Annotated in this window: 19 protein-coding genes; 9 read left to right on the top strand and 10 right to left on the bottom strand. The window is 71.7% G+C overall.

Annotated elements, in window-relative coordinates:
- Window positions 1-244: 244 nt before the first annotated feature.
- Window positions 245-1,213: a Bug family tripartite tricarboxylate transporter substrate binding protein gene (locus Q7A36_RS03570; RefSeq protein WP_305102276.1), complete on the bottom strand. Its 969-nt coding sequence runs from the start codon at window positions 1,211-1,213 to the stop codon at window positions 245-247.
- A gap of 83 nt (window positions 1,214-1,296) precedes the next feature.
- Complete coding sequence (locus Q7A36_RS03565; protein ID WP_305102275.1) at window positions 1,297-2,175, bottom strand: LysR substrate-binding domain-containing protein; 879 nt, start codon at window positions 2,173-2,175, stop codon at window positions 1,297-1,299.
- A 133-nt stretch (window positions 2,176-2,308) separates the two neighbouring features.
- Here Q7A36_RS03565 and Q7A36_RS03560 point away from each other — a divergent pair, with 133 nt between their 5' ends.
- The gene (locus Q7A36_RS03560) at window positions 2,309-2,518 is read left to right on the top strand and encodes a DUF1127 domain-containing protein (protein ID WP_305102274.1); all 210 of its coding nucleotides are present in this window, start codon (window positions 2,309-2,311) and stop codon (window positions 2,516-2,518) included.
- 67 nt (window positions 2,519-2,585) lie between these two features.
- Here Q7A36_RS03560 and Q7A36_RS03555 read toward each other — a convergent pair whose 3' ends face one another.
- From Q7A36_RS03555 to Q7A36_RS03540, 4 genes are all read right to left on the bottom strand, one after another.
- Window positions 2,586-3,017 carry an OsmC family protein gene (locus Q7A36_RS03555; protein ID WP_305102273.1) on the bottom strand — a complete coding sequence of 144 codons (432 nt, stop codon included), beginning with the start codon at window positions 3,015-3,017 and terminating at the stop codon, window positions 2,586-2,588.
- Window positions 3,018-3,142: 125 nt separating this feature from the next.
- On the bottom strand, window positions 3,143-3,928 hold the full coding sequence (locus Q7A36_RS03550; RefSeq protein WP_305102272.1) for a calcium-binding protein: 786 nt from the start codon (window positions 3,926-3,928) through the stop codon (window positions 3,143-3,145).
- Between the two features lie 130 nt (window positions 3,929-4,058).
- Complete coding sequence (cysE, locus tag Q7A36_RS03545; protein ID WP_305102271.1) at window positions 4,059-4,766, bottom strand: serine O-acetyltransferase; 708 nt, start codon at window positions 4,764-4,766, stop codon at window positions 4,059-4,061.
- A gap of 62 nt (window positions 4,767-4,828) precedes the next feature.
- Entirely contained in the window at window positions 4,829-5,872 is a 1,044-nt protein-coding gene (locus tag Q7A36_RS03540; RefSeq protein WP_305102270.1) for a cysteine synthase A, read from the bottom strand.
- A gap of 158 nt (window positions 5,873-6,030) precedes the next feature.
- Here Q7A36_RS03540 and Q7A36_RS03535 point away from each other — a divergent pair, with 158 nt between their 5' ends.
- Window positions 6,031-6,864, top strand: a complete 834-nt coding sequence (locus Q7A36_RS03535; RefSeq protein ID WP_305102269.1) for an ImuA family protein — start codon at window positions 6,031-6,033, stop codon at window positions 6,862-6,864.
- Window positions 6,861-8,576: a Y-family DNA polymerase gene (locus Q7A36_RS03530; protein ID WP_305102268.1), complete on the top strand. Its 1,716-nt coding sequence runs from the start codon at window positions 6,861-6,863 to the stop codon at window positions 8,574-8,576. The genes Q7A36_RS03535 and Q7A36_RS03530 overlap by 4 nt, the downstream gene beginning before the upstream one ends.
- 175 nt (window positions 8,577-8,751) lie before the next feature.
- On the opposite strand, the gene Q7A36_RS03525 is transcribed toward Q7A36_RS03530, so the two are convergent.
- Window positions 8,752-9,177: a hypothetical protein gene (locus Q7A36_RS03525; protein WP_305102267.1), complete on the bottom strand. Its 426-nt coding sequence runs from the start codon at window positions 9,175-9,177 to the stop codon at window positions 8,752-8,754.
- 89 nt (window positions 9,178-9,266) lie between these two features.
- Between Q7A36_RS03525 and Q7A36_RS03520 the strand changes: the two genes are divergently transcribed.
- The 4 genes from Q7A36_RS03520 to Q7A36_RS03505 all read left to right on the top strand — a co-directional run bounded on the left by Q7A36_RS03520 (window position 9,267) and on the right by Q7A36_RS03505 (window position 14,012).
- Window positions 9,267-12,452 carry an error-prone DNA polymerase gene (locus tag Q7A36_RS03520; RefSeq protein WP_305102266.1) on the top strand — a complete coding sequence of 1,062 codons (3,186 nt, stop codon included), beginning with the start codon at window positions 9,267-9,269 and terminating at the stop codon, window positions 12,450-12,452.
- A 48-nt stretch (window positions 12,453-12,500) separates the two neighbouring features.
- Window positions 12,501-12,884 carry a DUF805 domain-containing protein gene (locus tag Q7A36_RS03515; RefSeq protein WP_305102265.1) on the top strand — a complete coding sequence of 128 codons (384 nt, stop codon included), beginning with the start codon at window positions 12,501-12,503 and terminating at the stop codon, window positions 12,882-12,884.
- A gap of 68 nt (window positions 12,885-12,952) precedes the next feature.
- Window positions 12,953-13,423, top strand: coding sequence for a hypothetical protein (locus tag Q7A36_RS03510; protein ID WP_305102264.1), 471 nt, complete (start codon window positions 12,953-12,955; stop codon window positions 13,421-13,423).
- 31 nt (window positions 13,424-13,454) lie between these two features.
- Window positions 13,455-14,012: a DUF2585 family protein gene (locus tag Q7A36_RS03505; RefSeq protein WP_305102263.1), complete on the top strand. Its 558-nt coding sequence runs from the start codon at window positions 13,455-13,457 to the stop codon at window positions 14,010-14,012.
- A 26-nt stretch (window positions 14,013-14,038) separates the two neighbouring features.
- Here Q7A36_RS03505 and Q7A36_RS03500 read toward each other — a convergent pair whose 3' ends face one another.
- Both Q7A36_RS03500 and Q7A36_RS03495 read right to left on the bottom strand, forming a co-directional pair.
- Window positions 14,039-14,950 carry a 50S ribosomal protein L11 methyltransferase gene (locus Q7A36_RS03500; protein WP_305102262.1) on the bottom strand — a complete coding sequence of 304 codons (912 nt, stop codon included), beginning with the start codon at window positions 14,948-14,950 and terminating at the stop codon, window positions 14,039-14,041.
- Window positions 14,947-17,163 carry an ATP-dependent helicase gene (locus Q7A36_RS03495; RefSeq protein WP_305102261.1) on the bottom strand — a complete coding sequence of 739 codons (2,217 nt, stop codon included), beginning with the start codon at window positions 17,161-17,163 and terminating at the stop codon, window positions 14,947-14,949. Before Q7A36_RS03495 ends, Q7A36_RS03500 begins: the two co-directional genes overlap by 4 nt.
- 101 nt (window positions 17,164-17,264) lie before the next feature.
- Between Q7A36_RS03495 and Q7A36_RS03490 the strand changes: the two genes are divergently transcribed.
- Window positions 17,265-17,906, top strand: a complete 642-nt coding sequence (locus tag Q7A36_RS03490) for a 2-hydroxychromene-2-carboxylate isomerase (RefSeq protein ID WP_305102260.1) — start codon at window positions 17,265-17,267, stop codon at window positions 17,904-17,906.
- Between the two features lie 177 nt (window positions 17,907-18,083).
- Here the strand turns inward: Q7A36_RS03490 and Q7A36_RS03485 are convergent, their stop codons facing one another.
- The gene (locus Q7A36_RS03485; RefSeq protein WP_305102259.1) at window positions 18,084-18,884 is read right to left on the bottom strand and encodes a phytanoyl-CoA dioxygenase family protein; all 801 of its coding nucleotides are present in this window, start codon (window positions 18,882-18,884) and stop codon (window positions 18,084-18,086) included.
- A 117-nt stretch (window positions 18,885-19,001) separates the two neighbouring features.
- On the opposite strand from Q7A36_RS03485, the gene Q7A36_RS03480 reads away from it, so the two are divergent.
- The gene (locus Q7A36_RS03480; protein WP_305102258.1) at window positions 19,002-19,973 is read left to right on the top strand and encodes a Bug family tripartite tricarboxylate transporter substrate binding protein; all 972 of its coding nucleotides are present in this window, start codon (window positions 19,002-19,004) and stop codon (window positions 19,971-19,973) included.
- The last annotated feature ends 14 nt before the right edge of the window (window positions 19,974-19,987 follow it).

The raw sequence follows: 19,987 nt of genomic DNA, 5'->3' as shown, positions 1-19,987 counted from the left end.
CCCATCCGACCACAGTCAGATGGCAAACCGCCTCGCAACGACATATCCTTCGGTCCTTCTGGACCGTCTGGATTGCCGCGCTCGGCGATAGGACCGCCTCGTCAGCGGGGCGCGGATAGTGGCGGAACCGCCCGTCTCCGTCAACCCCAGCGTCGCTGCGGTGAGCCGTCTCTACGCCCGCCGCCTTGCCCGGTCAACACCCAAACCCTGCCGACTTACGAATCGGCCGCCGGCCTCCAGCAGATCAGCTATCCGCCCGGATATTGTTCTCGCGGATCACCCGCCCCCAGCGCTCGATCTCCCGCGCCAGGAAGGCTCGGCACGCCTCCGGTCCGGTCGCCTGCACGTCGGCGCCCTGTTCCTCGATCTTCCCGCGCACCTCCGGATCGGCCAGCGCCTGCCCCAGCGCTTCCTGCATGCGCGCGAGGATCGGCGCCGGCGTCCCCGCCCGGCCGAGGAAAGCCCACCAGGTCGGCGCCTCGAAGCCCGGGAATCCCTGCGCCGCGAAGGGCGCAATGCCCGGCACGTGCCGCGTCTCCGCCGCCGTCGTCACGCCGAGCGGCCGCAGCGTTCCCGCCTTGATGTGCTGGCTGATGATGACGACGTTCGACATGAACAGCGGCACCTGCCCCGCGACCGCGTCCTGCAGGGCCGGCCCGCCGCCGCGATAGGGCACATGCACCAGGTTGAAGCCGCCCTGCTGCTGCAGCAGCGTGGTCGAGACATGCGCGAGACCCCCGACACCCGAACTCGCATAGGAGATCGTGTCCGGCGCCGCCTTGGCCGCCGCCACGACATCCCGGAAGCTCTTCCAGGGCGTGCTCTGGTGCGTCACCAGCGCCAGCGGCCCGCTTGCCACCAGGCTTACCGGCGCGAAGGCCTCGAGCGCCTTGTAGGGCAGCCGCATGAGGGTCTGGTTGGTCGCCTCGTTGTCATAGGCGAGCATCCAGGTGCTGCCATCCGCCGGCGCCCGCGCCGCCTCGATCCCGCCAATCGAGCCGGAGGCGCCGCCGCGATTGTCGATCACCACGGACTGCCCCAGCACTGCCGAGAGCTTCGGCTGGAAGATCCGCGCGATGGTGTCCGTGGACCCGCCCGGCGGGAAGGGCACGATGATCCGCACCGGCCGGTCCGGCCAGGCCGATTGCGCGCGCAGGATCGACGGGACGGACAGGCCCGCGGCCAGCCCGGCCAGCAGGGTACGACGATGCATGGGCGGGTCCCCGGTGACGGCCTTGTTGCGGCCGGTTGAAGATCGCCCGCAAATGCCGTGAAACCGGTTAAGGCTCAAGCCCGTCAGGCCGCCTCCAGCGCCTCGCCGGTGCGGAAACTCTCCTCGATATGCCGCGCCAGGGCCTCCGCCACCGGGGTGCCCGGCCCGCGCAGCAGGCCGATGGCGAAGTCGGGCAGGTCCGGCAGCCCCTCCTCCCGCCCGAGCCGGCGCACCCCGTCCGGCAGCGGCGAGGGCATGGCGACCGTCACCGCGAGCCCGGCCAGCACCACCGCCAGGCAGCCCGAGAGCGAGGCCGAGGTATAGGCCATCCGCCAAGGCATCCCCGCCTCTTCCAGCGCCTCGATCGCCGCGCGGCGCCAGGCGCAGTCGCTGCGGGCGAGCGCCAGCGGCAGTGGCCGGCGCCGCGCCACCTCCTCCATCCCCGCCCAGAGCAGCGGCCCGCGCCAGAGCCAGCGCACGCGGCCACCCCGCGGCTCGTTGCCCTCAGACAGCAGGGTCAGGTCCAGCTCCCCCGCCGCCATCCGCTCCACCAGCTCATGCGAGGGGGCGCAGATCACGTCCACCTGCACCGCCGGATGGCTGGCGGCATAGCGCGCCAGGATCCCGGGCAGCCAACGGATCGCATAATCATCCGGCGAGCCGAGCCGGACATGCCCGGCCACCTCCGGCTGGCGGAAGCTCGCCACGATCTCGTCGTTCAGCGCCAGGATCCGCCGCGCCCGCTCCAGCAGCCACTGGCCGTGCGCGGTCGGCTCCACCCCGCGCGCGGCGCGATGCAGCAGCGGCTGGCCCAGCATCTCCTCGAGCCGCCGGATCTGCATGGAAACGGCCGACTGCGTCCGCCCCACCGCCTGGGCGGCACGGGTGAAGCTGCCGCCTTCGGCGATCAGGACGAAGCTGCGCAGCAGGTCGGGGTCGAGGCCGGGCGGCAGGGCGAGCATGGCGGAACCTCCAACCACATCATCAAGGCCGCTGATGGAGGGCGTCAATGCAATTCGTTTTCCTTATTTCGCTCCCCCGCACATCCTCCAGGTCCTGAGGAGCCCATCCTCGGGTCGAGAGAGGAGAACCCACATGGCGATCCGCAGCAGCCTCACCTTCGGCCTCTGGCATGTCGCACCGGCGAAGGCGCCGCGCCCGGGCCTCCGCGCCATGTGGCGCGCCATCCGCACCCGCCGCGACTTGGCGCGCATGGATGACCGCATGCTGCGGGATATCGGCATCAGCCGGGCGGACGCGCTGCGGGAGGCCGACCGGCTGCCCTGGGATCTGGCGTCGCGCTGACACGGAGAAAATGCGGGGGAAGGTATTCCCCCGCACCCCCATCTATTTCTGTGAGTTTGGCATCCGACTATTCCAGCGCGGCGTCCAGCGAGATGTCGGCGTTCAGGACCCTGCTGACGGGGCAGGTTGCCTTGGCATCCGCCGCCAGCTCCTGGAACTTCTCCGGCGTCACGCCCGGCACCTTGGCCTTCAGCGACAGGGCGATCGCCTTGATCGACCAGCCGCCGCCCTCCTGCTCCATGGTCAGCCGCGCCTCGGTCGAGAGGCTCTCCGGCGTCAGCCCCGCCCCTTGCAGCTTGAAGGCCAGCGCCATGGTGAAGCAGCCGGCATGCGCCGCGGCGATCAACTCCTCCGGGTTGGTCCCCTGCCCGTCGCCGAAGCGCGCGGTGAAGCTGTAGGGCGTCTCCTTCAGCGTGCCGCTCTGGGTGGTCAGCGCCCCCTTCCCGTCCTTGCCCGTCCCCTGCCACTGCGCGCTCGCGCTGCGCCTGATGCTCGCCATGCTGCCTCCTCCTCTGCCCGCCTCGCGGCGCCCCGGGCATACCCGCATGCCCGCACGCAACGAACCCGTGCGCGATCAAAGGCCGGCATTCCCGATCGGTTGCACCGATGCCGAGCCGCACCGCATCAGACCAGGTCGAAATCCGCCGCGCTCAGGTGATGGATGCCGCGCAACTCGATTTCAGCCGGGAAGATCTCCGGAGACAGAATGTAGGTGCCTCGGAACTGCACAATGGTGCTGCCGTGCCGGATCTCGTATCGCACCTGGCCGACCCCGTCGCCCGAGAATTCCGACATGCCGATGAACGTCGAGATCCCGTAGCCCGCCAGGGACAACACATCCGCTCCCGGTTCGAAGTCGCCGATAACGTCGCGTCGGCCAAGCCCCTGCCCGGTATCGGCGAGGTAGACAGGCTCGGAACCGGGCGAGCCGAAGATCGGGTAGATCGTGAACTCGAACCGGTCGTGTCCCGCGCCGCCGAACATCAGGTCCGGGTCGAGGCCGCCCACGATCCGGTCGTTGTCCGGCCCACCGAGGATGGTATCCCGCCCGGCCTCGCCGAAGAGCTGGTCGTCGAGCACGCCGCCGATGAGCAGATCGTCACCGGGGCCGGCGATGATCTGGCTGCCCACCACCTGCTGAGGTGTCGGCGCAGTGGCGATCAGCACATCATCGCCGGCATCCCCCACCAACTGGCCATTGCCGATGATGACATCGTCGCCTGCCTGCCCGTAGATGCCGTCGAAGCCGCCGCGGCCGAGGATCAGGTCGCGGCCCGGGGTGCCGATGAGGGATTCGTTGTCGGGTGTCCCCAGAATCAGGTTGAACCGGCCAAGGTCCCACAGGACCGCCCCGAGGGCGGGATGACCGGAGCCGTCGGCAAGATCCGATGCCGCAATGCGGATGGACATGGCTGCCTCCTGCCCGTTGCCGCGGCATGAAGCCCCGGCTGGCTAAAGAGACTAGTTCGGTTCCTGTCCGGCGGGACGTCACGTCCGCTGGACAAGGCCCTGCGGCGGCGCCCCTGCCGGTGCAGTCGGGCTACTCCGCCGCCGGCACGCCCGCCTGCTGGCGCTTCAGCGTGGCAAGCTCGGCCCTGAGCGCCGCCATCTCGGCGCGCAAGGTGGCGATCTCCTCGCCCACGGGGTCGCAGGGCTGGTCGAGCAGCCCATAGCCCGGGCTCGGCGCCGGTGCGGCGCGCCCGACGGAGGGGCCCGTCAGGATGCGGTGCTCGTGCGGCGGCCGCGCCGGGATGCCGATGACGGTCTCGCCCGCCGGCACCTCCGTCGCCACCACCGCATTGGCGCCGATGCGCGCGCCGTCGCCGATGCGGATCGGGCCCAGCACCTGCGCGCCGGCGCCGATCGCCACGCCGTCGCCGATCGTCGGGTGGCGCTTGCCGCCCGGCCCGGCGCGGTTGGCGAGGCTGAGGCCGCCCAGCGTGACGCCGTGATAGATCAGCACGTCGTCACCGATCTCCGCCGTCTCGCCGATCACCACGCCCATGCCGTGGTCGATGAAGAGCCGCCGGCCGATCCTCGCACCCGGATGGATCTCGATGCCGGTGATGAAGCGGTTGGTGTGCGAGACGGCGCGCGCCAGCGCCTTGAAGCCGCGGCGGTAGAGCGCATGGGCCAGGCGGTGCATCAGCACGGCCTGCAGGCCCGCATAGCAGGTGACCGCCTCGATCCAGGTCGGCCTTGCCGGGTCGCGTTCCCGGACGGTGCGGGCGAGCTCGATGATTTCCATCGGGGGTGTTCCCTACGTCAGGATCCGCGGCCGGTTCAGGCCTCTGCGCCGTTCGGACACGGTCAGGCCAGCCAGGGCGGGATGGGCAGACCCTTCTCCCGCAGGAAATCGGGGTTGAAGATCTTGCTCTGGTAGCGGGCGCCGCCGTCGCAGAGGATGGTCACGATGGTATGGCCGGGCCCCATCTGCCGCGCCAGCTTGATCGCCGCCGCGACATTGATGCCGGCCGAGCCGCCGACCGAAATGCCCTCGTGCTGCTGCAGGTCGAAGATCTGCTCCAGCGCCTCCGAGTCGGTCACCTGCAGCGCGTCGTCGATGGACTCGCGCCCATGCTCGAGATTGCCCGGCGCGGCGCTGGCCTGGCCGATGCCCTCGGTGATCGAGTTGCCCTCGGCCTTCACCTCGCCGGTCTTCACCCAGCTATAGAGGCCGCTGCCCATCGGGTCGGCCAGCACGATGCGCACCCGCGGGTTGCGCGCCTTCAGCGCGCGGGCGACGCCGGTCAGCGTGCCGCCGGTGCCGCAGGCGCAGGTGAAGGCGTCCACGCGGCCTTCGGTCTGCTCCCAGATCTCCGGGCCCGTCGTCGCCTCGTGCATCGCGGCATTGGCGAGGTTGCCGAACTGGTTCGCCCAGATCACCCGCTCGCCCTTGGCGGCCAGTTCCTCGGCGATCCGGCGGGAGGTGTTGACGTAGTGCCCGGGGTCGCGGAGCGGCTTCGGATCGACCAGCCGCAGGTCGGCGCCGATCATGCGGAGGAAGTCGAGCTTCTCGCGGCTCTGCGTATGCGGCACGACGATGATGGACTTGTAGCCGCGGGCATTCGCCACCAGCGTCAGGCCGATGCCGGTATTGCCGGCGGTGCCCTCCACCACGATGCCCGGCTCGCCGGGGATGAGCTGCCCGCGCGCCTCGGCGTCCTGGATGATGCCGAGGCCGGCGCGATCCTTCACCGACCCGCCCGGTTCCATGAACTCCGCCTTGCCGAGGATCTCGCAGCCCGTCGCGGCGCTGGCGCGGCGCAGGCGGATGAGAGGCGTATTGCCGACGGCGCCGGCAAAGCCGTCCACCACATGCGTCGGAGTCGGGGCGGTCGGCTGGGCGCTCATGGAACCTCCACTCTGGATGTGATCTGCGGATGTCCCGGGCCGGGATTCAAGGGGCGTCCTCGCATTCCTGCCCTGCGACCATGCCCCTGCATGCGTGTTTCATGCAGGTAACGCTTGACCCCGCCCGGTCCGCCACAAGAACATACAGCGAACACGCCATGACCGATTCTCCCGACCCTTCGCCTGCCCCCGCCCTGGGCCACGCCATGGACCGCCCGGCGCTGCTGGCGGCGCTGCGCACGCGCATCGCCCGGCTGGACCGCAGCGGCGGCGCGCAGGCGGAGGGCGACAGCCTGCCGCTCTGCGGGGCGATCGACCAGCATCTGCCGGGCGGCGGCCTGGCGCGCGCGGCGGTGCACGAGGTGCTGGCCGCGGAGCCCGGCGCCGCGGCGGGGTTCTGCGCCCTGGTGCTGGCGCGGTCCAGGTGGGCGCGGGAGGGCGCGGTGCTGTGGATCGCGCCGGAGCCGGATGCCTGGCCGCCGGGCCTCGCGCGCTTCGGCCTCTCGCCCGCCGACTTGGTGCTGGTGCAGGCGCCGCGGCGGCAGGACGCGCTCTGGGCCATGGAGGAAAGCCTGCGCTGTCCCGGCGTCGCCGGCGCGCTGCTGGCAGTGGACGGGCTGGACATGACGGCGGCGCGCCGGCTGCAACTGGCGGCCGAGGCCGGCGGCGCCATCGGCCTGCTGCTCCGCCCGGATGCCGAGGAGGAGTCGGGCGGCGCCACCGCCGCGCTGACCCGCTGGCGCGTCGGCGCCCTGGCGGGCACCGGCGGCGCGCACGACCTGGGCGACCCGCGCTGGAGCCTGGAACTGCTGCGCTGCCGCGGCGGCCGGCCGCAGCACTGGGACGTGACCTGGCGGCCCGCCGCGGAGCGGCTTGATATCGATGTCGCGGAGCAGCTCGATATCGACACCGCGGAGCAGCCGGATCTGGATGACGCGGCCGCCGGGGCGCAGGGGGCGGTGCCGCTGCGCGCGCGGCGGCGGGCACGGTGAGGCGACGCGCCTGCGGGCCGGGGCTGACCCGGGGAGCTCTGCCGCCTTCGACGCCTCGCTGGGGACCGGACCGAGCCAATGAGTGCGGCGCGAACCTTATCGATGGGGAGAGGGACCCCGCTGGGGTCCCTCTCCCCATCGATGACCCAGGGGGGATAGGCGGCAATGCCGCCGATGGGCCGAGCTTCGGCCCCGAAAAGGGGCGGAGCCCCCTTGCTGCCACCCCCCGCCGCATCGCCGCGCTGCACCTGCCGCTGCTGCCGATCGAGCGCCGGCGCCTCTCAGGCGCGGCCGCAATCTGGGCCGCGCAGGGCAACCGGCGCGTACTGGTCGCCGTGAGCCCCGAAGCCATGGCCGCCGGGCTGCGCGCCGGCCAGGCGCTGGCGGATGCGCAGGCCATCCTGCCGGAGGTCGCGCTGCACCCGCATGCGCCCGAGGCCGATGCCGCCTGGCTGCGGCGCCTCGCGCATTGGGCGCTCTGCGTCACGCCGCTGCCGGCGCTCGACCCGCCGGACGGGCTGCTGCTGGACGTGACCGGCGTCGCGCATCTGCACCAGGGCGAGGAGACGCTGCGCCGCGCCCTGGCCGCGCGCTTCGCCCGCGCCGGCGTCACCGCGCGCATCGCCATCGCCGGCACGGCGGACTGCGCCGCGGGCCTCGCGCGCGCGGGCGTCGAGATCGTCGTGCCGCCCGGCGAGGAGGCGGTGGCGATTGCCCCCCTGCCGCTGCAGGCGCTCCGCCTACCGGAGGCCAGCATCGCCGCGCTGCACCGTCTGGGCCTGCGCCGCATCGGCGACCTGCTGGCGCAGCCGCGCGCGCCGCTGGCGCGGCGCTTCGGCACGGTACTGCTCGACCTGCTGGATGCCGCGACCGGCCTGCGCCCGCGGCCGCTGCGGCCCCTGCGGCCGCCGCCCGCCTTCCTGGCCGCGCGGGACTTCCTCGAACCGCTGGTGACGCGCGAGGCGATCGACGCGACCATGGCGGTGCTGCTGCCGAAGCTCTGCCGGCAACTCGCCGAGGCCGGCCAGGGCGCGCGCCGCTTCGTGCTGCACGCCTTTCGCGTGGATGGCCAGGTGCAGGCGGTGGCAATCGGCACCGGCCTTCCCACGCGCGCGCCGCGCCATATCGCACGGCTGTTCCGCGAGAGGCTGGAGCGTCTCGAGCCGGGCTTCGGCTTCGAGCGCCTGGCGCTGGAGGCGCGCGCCACCGCGCCGCTCGCCGCAGTGCAGGGGGCGCTTCCCGGCGAGGGCGGCGCCTCCGTGCAGGCGCGCCGGCAGGCGCTGGCGGAGTTGCTGGACCGCCTGGCGCAGCGCGTCGAGGTCTGGCGCCTGGCGCCGCGCGCGAGCCATTGGCCGGAGCGCGCTGTCTTCCGCGCCGGCCCCTTCGAGAGCGTGCTGCCCCCGCCCGGCTGGCCCGGCCCTGCGCCGCGCCCGGTGCGGCTGCTGCGGCGGCCGGTGCGGCTCTCGGCCGTCGCGCTACTGCCGGATGCGCCGCCCTCCCTGCTGCGGCTGGGGCGCGCCTCCTGGCGCGTCCTGCGGGCGGAGGGGCCGGAGCGCATCGCGCCGGAATGGTGGTGGGAGAGGCCGGACCGGCCCTTCCGCGACTACTACCGGGTGGAGCTGGCCTCGGGCGCCAGGTTGTGGGTGTGCCGCCCGGGTGTCGCGGTGCCGGGCGAGGCGACAGCGTGGTGGCTGCATGGACGGTTCGAGTGAGCGCGGGTTGCCCGGGGGGAAGGAGGAACTCGTTCGGCGCAGTGCGCCGAACCCCCCGTACCCCCACAACCTCCTCTTTTCTGAGTCCGTAGGCTGCGACAGCGGCCTCAGAGAAAAAGAAGGGGTGAGCGCGGGAGGGGAGTTCCCTCCCCTCCCGCATGCTCCGTATCAGCCGTCAGAGCGCCGCAATGAGGTCTGCACCATCCTCCCCGGCCGCAAGCCGCGGTGCGAGCGCGCCATGGAAATCCGCCACACGCCTGGCGATGGCGGCGATGTCGAGGCCGTTGCGCGCGTAGTCGTGCAGGCCGAGCAGCGCCCGGGTATAGCCCTGCTCGTTGCCCTCGAAGGCATCGGCATAGAGCCAGGCCAGGAAGTCCCGTTCGGGGATTGGGCGGCCATTCGGCTTCAAACGCATCGCCGCCAGCAGCGCGAAATGCTTGCGGACCAGCTCGCGCTTCCAGGACTCGCGCAGCTCGGGTGGGACGTCGAAGGCAAGCAGCTTCACCAAGTGCTCGTTGATCGTCTCCTCGCGGCCCCGGATCTTCTGCTCCGCAACCGCCCGGGTGAATGCCATCTCCGGCAGGACCTCATGCGCCAGCATCGCCAACCTCCGGGGCCCCATATACGGCTGGCCGGTGGCCGGCCCAAGCCCTTCCGCGGCGCCATCATGCCAGGACCGGATTACGGAGGGTGACCGAATTCGCCGAACTCGCCGCGTTATCGAACTTCACCTTCCTCGACGGCGCCTCGCATCCGCAGGAGCTCGCGGCGCAGGCTAGGGCGCTCGGCCATGCCGCGATCGGCATCGCCGACCGCAACAGCTTCGCCGGCCTCGTGCGCGGCTGGGTCGCCGCCAGGAAGGAGGGCATCCCCTTCGTCCCCGGGGCGCGTGTCACGCTGACGGATGGCCACGAATACCTCGCCTGGCCGACCGACCGCGCCGCCTATGGCAGGCTGTCGCACCTGCTCTCGGAAGGCCGCATGCACGCGCCGAAGGGCGAGTGCCATGTCACGCGGGAGGCGCTGATCGAGGCGGCCGAGGGCATGGTGCTGGCGCTCGTCCCATCCGACGCGCCGGATGAGGATCTCGCCCGGCGCCTACGCCGCGACGCCGCCGCGCTGCGCCGGCGCCTCGCCCTGCCGCTGTTCTGCGCCGCGCGGCACCGCTTCCGCGGCGACGACCGCAAGCGGCTGGACCGGCTCGCCGCGCTCGGCGCGCCGCTGCTGGCGGCCGGCGGCACGCGCTACCACGTGCCGGAACGGCGGCGGCTCGCCGATGTGCTGGCGGCAATCCGCCTCGGCACCACGGTGGACGCGCTGGGCTATGCCGCGGAGGCGAATGCCGAGGCGCATCTCAAGCCCGCCAGGGAGATGCTTCGCCTCTTTGCCGGGCACGAGGAGGCGGTGGCGGCGACGCTGCGGGTCGTCGCGGCCTGCCGCTTCTCGCTGGACGAGCTCGCCTACGAGTATCCGGACGAGATCCTCGATCCCGGCCTGACGCCGCAGCAGACGCTGGAGGGGCGGGTATGGGCGGCGGCCGAGGCACGCTGGCCGGAGGGCGTGCCGGAGAAGGTCTCGGCGCAGCTCCGCTACGAGCTCCGCCTGATCGGCGAGATGGACTACGCCCCCTATTTCCTGACGGTGCACGAGATCGTCCGCTATGCCGAGGATGAAGGGATCCTCTGCCAGGGCCGCGGCTCCGCCGCGAATTCCGCCGTCTGCTACGTGCTGCGCATCACCTCCGTCGATCCCGACAAGAACGACCTGCTGTTCGAACGCTTCATCTCGGCCTCCCGCAACGAGCCGCCCGATATCGACGTGGATTTCGAGCATGAGCGGCGGGAGGAGGTGATCCAGCACATCTACCGCCGCTACGGCCGCGACCGCGCCGCCATCGCCGCCACGGTGATCCGCTACCGCGACCGCAGCGCGATCCGGGAGGTCGGCAAGGCCATGGGCCTGTCGGAGGACGTGACGGGGCGCCTGGCGAAATCCGTCTGGGGCGCCGGCAAGGCCTCGATCGCCGAGATCGCGCAGGACCAGGGCCTGGACCCCGAGGGCGACCCGCGCCTGCGCATGGTCTGCGAACTGACCGAGGAGCTGCTGGACTTCCCCCGCCACCTCGCCACGCATGTCGGCGGCTTCGTCATCACCCGCGGCCGGCTGACGGAACTGGCCATCGTGACGAAGGCCGCGATGGCGGACCGCCATACCATCGAATGGGACAAGGACGACATCGAGGCGCTGCGGATCCTGAAGGTGGATGTGCTCGGCCTCGGCATGCTCTCCTGCATCCGCCGCGCCTTCGCGCTGATCGCGCAGCATGGCGAGCCGCCGCTGACGCTGCAGGCGGTGCCGCAGGATTGCCCGGAGACCTATGCCATGCTCCGCCGCGCCGACAGCCTCGGCGTCTTCCAGGTGGAGAGCCGGGCGCAGATGAACATGCTGCCGCGGCTGCGGCCGCAGGAATTCTACGACCTGGTCATCGAGGTGGCGATCGTCCGCCCCGGCCCGATCCAGGGCGACATGGTGCATCCCTATCTCCGCCGGAAGAACAAGGAGGAACCGGTCTCCTACCCCTCCCCGCTGCTCGAGCCCGTGCTGCGCAAGACGCTCGGCGTGCCGCTCTTCCAGGAGCAGGCGATGCAGATCGCCATCACCGGCGCCGGCTTCACCCCGGCCCGCGCCGACGAGCTGCGGCGCGCCATGGCGACCTTCCGCCATGTCGGCACCATCTGGCAATTCCAGCAGGAGTTCATCGATGGCATGGTCAGGAACGGTGTCCGGCGGGAATTCGCCGAACGCTGCTTCCGCCAGATCGAGGGCTTCGGCACCTACGGATTCCCGGAGAGCCATGCCGCGGCCTTCGCGCAGCTCGTCTATGTCTCGGCCTGGATCAAGCGCTGGCATCCCGCGGCCTTCGCCTGTGCCCTGCTGAACAGCCAGCCCATGGGCTTCTACGCGCCGGCGCAGATCGTCCGCGATGCGCGGGAGCATGGGGTCGCGATCCGCGCCGTGGACGTGCTGCACAGCGACTGGGACTGCACGCTGGAGCCGGAAGCGGGGAGCACCGGCGGCCTCGCGCTGCGGCTCGGCCTGCGGCTGGTGCAGGGCATGGGGGAGGAGGCGGCGAAGCGCATCGCCGCGGCCCGGCCGGCGCGCTCGCTGGCCGACCTGGTGCGCCGCGCCGCGCTCGACCGCGGCACGGTGGAGCGGCTGGCGGAGGCGGATGCCTTCCGCGCCCTCGGCCTCGACCGCCGCGCCGCGCTATGGGAGGCCGCCGCAGTGGAGAAGCCCGCGCCCCTGCAGGGCGACCTGTTCGAGGCACAGCCGCGCCTGCCCGAGGCGACCACGGGAGAGCAGACGGTGCTCGACTATACCAGCACGGGTTTGTCGCTCCGCCGGCACCCGCTGGCCCTGCTGCGGCCGATCCTGGAGGCCGAGAGGCTGGCCGACACGCGCGCGCTGAACGCGGCACGCCGCGGTGCCTGGATCCGCCTGCCCGGCCTGGTGCTGGTGCGGCAGCGCCCGGGCAGCGCCAAGGGCGTGGTGTTCTTCACCGTCGAGGACGAATGGGGCGTGGCGAACCTGGTCGTCTATCCCGACCTCGCCCGCGAATTCCGCGCCGCCGTGGTCGCCGCCCGCTTGGTGGTCGCGGAAGGCCGGGTGGAGCGGCACGAGGCGGCGGTGCCCATCATCCACCTGATCGTGCGGCGGCTGATCGATCGTTCCGAACTGCTCGCCGGCCTCGCCGCGCTGGACGATCCCGGCAAGGCGCCCTGGCGCCGCGCGCTGGCCCGCGCGGACGAGGTGGAGAAGCCCGACCTGCGCGGGGACCCGCGCATGAAGCTGCCGCCCAGCCGTGATTTTCACTGATCCGGCACCGCCGGTAGGCTGCCGCCATTGAGAGAGGAACGCTTGCCGATGCCATTCCAGGACGCGGTCGCCACTTGCTTCCGGAAATACGCGGACTTCGAAGGGCGCGCCCGCCGTTCCGAGTATTGGTGGTTCTTCCTGTTCAACCTGCTGATGCATGCCGCGACCGGGCTGGTGGATGCCGTGGTGTCCGGGCCGGAGGGGATCGGGCTGGCCAATGGCCTCTTCACCCTTGCCGTCTTCCTTCCCAACCTCGCGGTCGCGGTGCGGCGGCTGCACGACCTGGACCGCAGCGGCTGGTGGCTGCTGTTCTTCCTGGTGCCGGTGGTGGGCGTCATCGTCATGATCGTCTGGTTCGTCACGCCCGGCCGGGATGGCGCCAACCGCTATGGGCCGGACCCCGTGCGCGCGCCGCGCTTCGCCACAGCGTAACGCCCCGGCTGCGAAGTCATTTGCGAATAAGTCGCAATTGCGATAAGCCTCCGGGCAGGAGGACCCCGATGGCGACGCATGGACTCCCCGCCTGGCCCTGGGCCGGCACCCCGGTAGACGACCTACCCCCGGCCGAGCGGCTGCTGCTGGAGGGCATGCGCCTCTGGACTGCGGCGGCCCGGCAGGGCCATGCGCCCCTGCCCGCGCTGCGTCCACCCTTCGTCGCGGAGGGCGCGGCGGCAGCGATCGGCCCGCTCGATGCGCTGATGCGGGCGCTGGGCGGCACGCTGCCGACGGACTGCCCGCTCTGCCCCCGCGTCCTGCCTGCCGAGGCAGTCCTGCTGCTCGGCTGCGGCCTCGTGCAGCGCGGGGCGCGGCGGGAGGCGCAGGCGGTGCTGCTGCGGCTTCTTCCGCCGGCAGCGGCCCAGGCCATGCTGGCGGCGGCCTGCCCGCTCGGCATCGCCCTCGCCCAGGCCGGCCATTGGCTGCGCAATCCGCTGCGCTGCCGCGCCGCCTTCCCGCGGCCGGGGCCGGGCTGACGGCGCGGCGGTTCCGCGCCAGGATGCCCGCATGCGTCACCGCCTCTGGCCGCTGCTCGGCCTGCTGCTGATCCTGGCTGCCGCCGTGGCCGAGCTCGCCATGGGGCGGGAGCCCTGGTGCCGCTGCGGCACCGTCCGCCTCTGGATCGGCACGGTGAACAGCCCGGAGAACTCGCAGCAGCTCGCCGACTGGTACACGCCCTCGCACATCGTGCATGGGCTGGTCTTCTATGCCGCACTCGCCTTCGCGGCGCCGCGCCTCTCCCTCGGCGCCCGCGCCGTCGTCGCGCTGGCGGTGGAGGCGGCCTGGGAGATCACGGAGAACACGCCCTGGATCATCGACCGCTACCGCGCCGCGACCATCGCGCTGGACTACTACGGCGACAGCGTCCTGAACTCGGTCTCCGACATGCTGGCCATGCTGCTGGGCTTCTGGCTGGCGGCACGCTTGCCCGTTTGGGCCTCGGTGCTGCTGGCGCTCGGGCTGGAGGCGCTGGCCCTCGCGGTGATCCGCGACAATCTCACGCTGAACGTGCTGATGCTGCTCTGGCCGCTGCAGGCGGTGCGTGACTGGCAGGCAGGAGCGTAGAAGTGTCGGGCGCTCCTGGGCAGGCGCTACCCGCCCCGCCGCAGCACCAGCGTGGTCCAGGGGCCGACATCGATGCGGCGCTCCAACCGCAGCCCCTGCCGGCGATGCGCGGCCAGCACCATGCGCGCCTGCGTCCCCAGCAGCCCGGCGAGGATCGCCGTGCCCTGCGGCGCCAAATGGTCCGCCAGGTCGCGCGCCATGGCGCAGAGCGGCCGCGCGAGGATATTGGCGAAGACCAGGTCGTAGCGCCCATTGCGCACCACCGGGTGCCGCCAGCCATCCGCCAGCCGCGCCGAAACCAGCCTCTGCACGCCGTTCAGCACCGCATTCTCGTGCGCGACGCGCACCGACCAGGGCTCGATATCGGTCGCCAGCACCGGCCGGTGCAGCAGCTTCGCCGCGGCGATCGCCAGGATGGCGGAGCCGGTGCCGAGATCGAGGATGCGCCGCGGCCGGCGATGGGCGATCGCCTCGAAGGCCTGCAGGCAGCCCTGGGTCGAGGCATGCTCGCCGCTGCCGAAGGCGAGCCCGGCATCGAGCCGCAGCACGACGCGGCCATAGGCGACCGGGTCGGACACATGCGTCGGCCGCACCAGGAAGCGGCGGCCGATCGGCGCCTCCGGGAAGCTCTGCACGGTGCGGGCCAGCCAGCCCTCGGCCTCGATCGGCTCGGCCGAAAGCGCGGGCGGTTCGATGCCCGCGACCGCGGCGGCGAGGGCGAGCGCGCCGGTCAGTTCGTCATCGCCCGCGCCGGCCTCGCGCAGCCCCTCGATCCGCCAGGTATCGGTCGGCTCGTCGCGGAAATAGGCGACGGCGACGCAGACGGTTTGCAGCGCGGCCTCGAAGGCCGGCACGGCCTCCTCCGGCAGGTGCTCGATGGAGAGGAGTTCCAGCGGCTCGGCGCGGCGGCGCGACAACGGGGTCGGCCAGTCGCTCACGACACCCGCTCCAGGAAGCTGTCCAGCACGCGCTTGGGATCGGATTTCTCGAAGTCCACGTCCACCCTGTTGTCCTCGACCGCGGTGACGCGGCCATAGCCGAATTTCTTGTGGAAGACCCGCTCGCCCACCTTCAGCGGCGTGGCATGGGCGGGGCGCGCCTGCACCTCCCAGGCGCCGGCCTCGATGGTGCGGGGCTTGCGGGCCATGAGTCCGGAGGCGCCGGTGAAGACGGAGGGCATGTCCACCACGCGGTTGCGCGCCATCCCCGCGCTGCCCTCGCGCTGGATGTGCTCCAGCGGCAGTTCGTCGAGGAAGCGGGACGGAATGCTGCTGGACCAGTTGCCGTAGACGCGGCGGTTGGCGGCGCAGGAGATGATGGCGAGCTTGCGCGCGCGCGTGATGCCGACATAGGCGAGGCGCCGCTCCTCCTCGAGGCCCCTCTCCCCACCCTCCTCCAGCGCCCGGTTGTGGGGGAAGAGCCCTTCCTCCCAGCCCGGCAGGAAGACCATGTCGAACTCGAGGCCCTTGGCGGCGTGCAGGGTCATGAGCGAGAGTCGGTCGCCCTGGGCGTTCTCGTCGTTCTCCATCACCAGCGCGACATGCTCGAGGAAGCCGTTGAGGTTCTCGAACTCGCCGAGCGCGCGGACGAACTCCTTCAGGTTCTCGAGCCGGCCCGGCGCCTCGGCCGACTTGTCCTGCTTCCACATCTCGGTATAGCCGCTCTCGTCCAGCAGCGTCGCGGCGGTGACGACATGGCCCTCGCGGCCCAGTTGTTCCCGCCAGCGGGCGAAGCCGTGCAGCAGTTCGGAGAGAGCGGCGCGTGCCTTGCCCGTCAGGCCGCCGCCCTGCACCAGCTTGCCGGCCGCGATGCTGAGCGGGATGCGCTCGGCGCGGGCGATCTCGTGCATCTTGCGCAGCGCCGTGTCGCCGAGGCCGCGCTTCGGGACGTTCACGATGCGCTCGAAGGCCAGGTCGTCTGACGGCTGCGCCAAGATGCGCAGATAGGCCATGGCGTCGCGGATCTCGGCCCGCTCGTAGAATTTCAGGCCGCCGACGACGCGGTAGGGCACGCCGAGGGTGATCAGCCGTTCCTCGAAGGCGCGGGTCTGGAAGCCGGCGCGGACCAGGATGGCGATCTCGGCCAGCTTGTGGCCGCTGCGCTGCGCCGCCTCGATCCGCTCGCCGACCATGCGGGCCTCCTCCTCGGAGTCCCAGAGCGAGACGACGCGCACCTTCTCGCCATCCGCGTCGTTGCGGCCGGCGCGCAGCGTCTTGCCGAGGCGACCGCTGTTGTGCGCGATCAGCCCGCTGGCAGCCGCCAGGATCGGCCGGGTGGAGCGGTAGTTGCTCTCCAGCCGCACGACCTTGGCGTTCGGGAAATCCTTCTCGAAGCGCAGGATGTTCTCGATCTCGGCGCCGCGCCAGGAATAGATGGACTGGTCGTCGTCGCCGACGCAGCAGATGTTGCGGTGGCCCTGCGCCAGCAGGCGGAGCCAGAGGTACTGCACCAGGTTGGTGTCCTGGTACTCGTCCACCAGGATGTAGCGGAAGCGCCGGTGCCAGTCGGCCAGCACCTCCGGGTGGGTCCGCAGGATCTCCACCATGTGCAGCATCAGGTCGCCGAAATCGGCGCAGTTCAGGTCCTTCAGCCGCTCCTGGTAGGCATCGTAGAGCGCCCTGGCGCGGCCGCCTGCATAATCGGTGTCCTCGGCCGGCGTGACGCGGCCGGGCGGGATGCCGCGGTCTTTCCAGCGCTGGATCACCGCCATCAGTCCCGGGGCCGGCCAGCGCTTGGCGTCGATCCCGGCCGCGTCCATCACCTGCTTCAGCAGGCGCATCTGGTCGTCGGTGTCGAGGATCGTGAAGGCGCTGGTCAGCCCTACCAGTTCGGCATGCCGGCGCAGCATCCGGGCGCAGAGGGCGTGGAAGGTGCCGAGCCAGAGCCCCTCCACCGGACGCTCGATGATGGCGGAGACGCGCTCGCGCATCTCCCGCGCCGCCTTGTTGGTGAAGGTGACGGCCAGCACCTGCCCGGGGAAGGCGCGCTGCGACATGATGAGATGCGCGAAGCGCGTGGTCAGCACCCGCGTCTTGCCGGTGCCCGCGCCGGCGAGCACCAGCAGCGGGCCGTCGAGGGTTTCGACCGCCTCCCGCTGCTCCGGGTTCAGGCGGGAGAGGTAGTCGGGAATCGGGGCATGGGAGACGGACACGCTGGCCCGTATAGAACGTCGCGCGAACCGCTCCAACCATGGAGGCGCTTCCGGCCGCGACCGTTCCGGGTCATGCTGCGCTGCAACCGCGGGAGAGCGCCATGACCACGCCACCGGCGATCACCTGGTACTTCGATACCGTCTCGCCCTTCTCCTGGATCGCCCTGCCGGCAGTCGAGGCGTTGGCGGCGAAGCATGCCGTGACCATGCAACCCGTGGTGCTGGGCGCCGTGCTGGCGCATTGGGGCACGGTCGGGCCGGCGGAGCTGCCGCCGAAGCGTCTGCACACCTATCGGCTGAGCCAGTTCCTGGCGGCGCGCGCCGGCATCCCGATGCGCTTCCCGCCGCGGCACCCCTTCCGCTCGCTGGAGGTGCTGCGGCTGCTGACGGCGCTGGGGGCGACGCCGGCCGCGGTGCGGACGGCCTTCGAGTTCACCTGGGCCGCGGGGCGGGACGCGAGCGACCCGCGGGAACTCGCCGCCCTCTGCGGCAGGCTGGGCGTGGCGGATTACGAGGCGCTGGTCGCCGCGCGCGGCGCCAGGGAGGCGCTGCGCGCCGCGACCGAGGCGGCGATCGCGGCCGGCGTCTTCGGCGTGCCGACGCTGCGGATCGGCACGGAGTTGTTCTGGGGCGTGGACGCGCTGCCGATGGCCGAGGCCTACCTGGCCGATCCGGGGCTGTTCTCCGTGGGCGAGATGGCGCGGCTGGCGACGCTGCCGGTCGGGGCGGAGCGGAAGGCCTAGCATGCGTCAGGCGGGAGGGGAGAGAACTCCCCTCCCGTTGGTACCCGTTCGGCGCAGTGCGCCGAACCCTTCTTCTCCGAGTCCGCTGTCTCAACCTGCGGACTCAGAGAAAAAGGAGGGTTGTGGGGGTACGGGGGGAAGGGAGTTCTCTCCCTTCCCCCCGGGCCACGCGACGCGCTACTCCGCCGCCTGCCGATACCGCCGCGCATACTGCATCAGCGCATCGTCAGCGACGGGCTCGATCGGCGTGAAGTCGGTATGCGCGATCCACTCCGGCCGCGTCGGCTTGCGGATATGGTTCGAGACGGCGTTCAGCGTGAGGTAGACGATCTTCCGCGGATAGGGCGTGATGTTCGGCGCCGAGCCATGCACCAGGTTGCCGTGGAACATCAGCAGCCCGCCCGGCTTGCCGGTCGGCGCGACGATGCCGCCCTCCTGCACCAGCTTCGTCACCACCTCGTCGTTGATGGTCCAGAGCGGGTAGGAGGTGGTGCTGAGGTCGTGGCCGGCATCGAGGTTGCCGTGCCTCTGGCTGCGCGGGATCAGCATCAGCGGGCCGTTGATCGGCATGACCTCATCGAGGAAGACCGCGATGTTCATGGCGCGCGGCTCCGGCATGCCGTCGTCGCGCAGCCAGGTGCCGTAGTCCTGGTGCCACTGCCAGACATCGCCGGTGAAGGCGGCCTTCGCGTTGATCTTGAACTGGTGCATGTAGAGCTTCTCGCCGAAGATCTGCTCGATCGGCTCGATCATGCGGGGATGCGCGCCCAGCAGGCGGAAGGCCTCGTTATAGGTATGCGCGGCGAAGGCGGTGCGCGGCGCGCCGGACTTCTCGCGCCAGATCTCCGGGCGGTGCTCGCGGTAGATCGCCTCCGCCTCCTCCCGCAGGACGGCGATCTCCTCGGCCGTGAAGGTTTCGGGCAGGAAAAGCCAGCCTTCCTCATGGAACTGGCGGACCTGGTCGTCGGACAGACGCATGGTCGTTTCCCCTTTGGTCGTCATTGCCCGGCATCCTAGACCCGTGCCGGGCGGGGCCAAAGCCTTTCCCACGGCCGCTGCCACGGGCAGGATGGTGGAAAACCAGGGGAGGCTTTCATGACCGCCAGGTTGGGCCGACGTCCGCTCATTGCCGCCGCGCTTGCCGCGCCGTTTGCTGCCCGCGCCCAGGGGGACTGGCCGAACCGCCCGATCCGCGTCGTCATCTCCTGGCCGCCGGGCGGCGGGGCGGACATTCCAATGCGGCTGGCGGCGCCCGCCATGCAGCAGGTGCTCGGCCAGGCGCTGGTGCTCGAGAACCGCGCCGGCGCCAGCGGCTCGGTGGGCGCCGGGGTAGTCGCGCAGGCGACGCCCGATGGCTACACCGCGCTGGCCGATACCGCCGGTGGCGCGGTCAACCACCTGCTGATCCCAGGCCTGCCCTACGACTTCGCCAAGGCGCTGACGCCGGTCAGCCAGATGGTGGTCTCGCCGCTGCTCTGCGTGGTGCGGGCCGACCATCCTGCGCGCACCCTGCCGGAGTTGCTGGAGCGGCTGCGCAAGGCGCCGGGGCGGATCCCATTCGCCTCCTCCGGCGTCGGCACCGCGACGCATCTCGCGCCGGCGCTGCTGCTGCGCCGCGCCGGCGTCACGGCGAACCACGTGCCCTATCGCGGCGGCGCCGCCTCGGTCGCCGGCATCCTTGCGGGCGATGCGGAGTTCGTCTTCTCGACCCTGCCGCAGGCGGCGCCGCTGGCGCAGGAGGGGCGGCTGCGCGGGCTCGCGGTCAGCATCGCCCACCGGCTGCCCAACCTGCCGGAGGTCCCGACCGTGCAGGAGCAGGGCTTCCCGGATTTCGACGTCGCGGACTGGCTCGGCTTCTACGTCCCCGCCGGCACGCCGGCGCCGATCATCGACCGGCTGGCGGAGGCGGCGCAGGCCGGCATGCGGGACCCGAATGCGGTGAAGCGCCTCGGCGAGCTCGGCATGATCCCGGTCGGCAGTTCGCCCGCGGCGTTCAGCACCTTCTGGCAGGACCAGCGATCGCGCCTCGGCGCGATCATCCAGGCCGAGGGGATCAAGGTGGAGTAGCGCCCGCCCGGCCG

Origin of the sequence: Paracraurococcus lichenis, assembly GCF_030657435.1 — a bacterium.
GTDB classification, from domain to species: domain Bacteria; phylum Pseudomonadota; class Alphaproteobacteria; order Acetobacterales; family Acetobacteraceae; genus Paracraurococcus; species Paracraurococcus lichenis.
The sequence above is the reverse complement of the archived record's forward strand: the minus strand, read 5'-3'. Positions and strand labels throughout refer to the sequence as shown.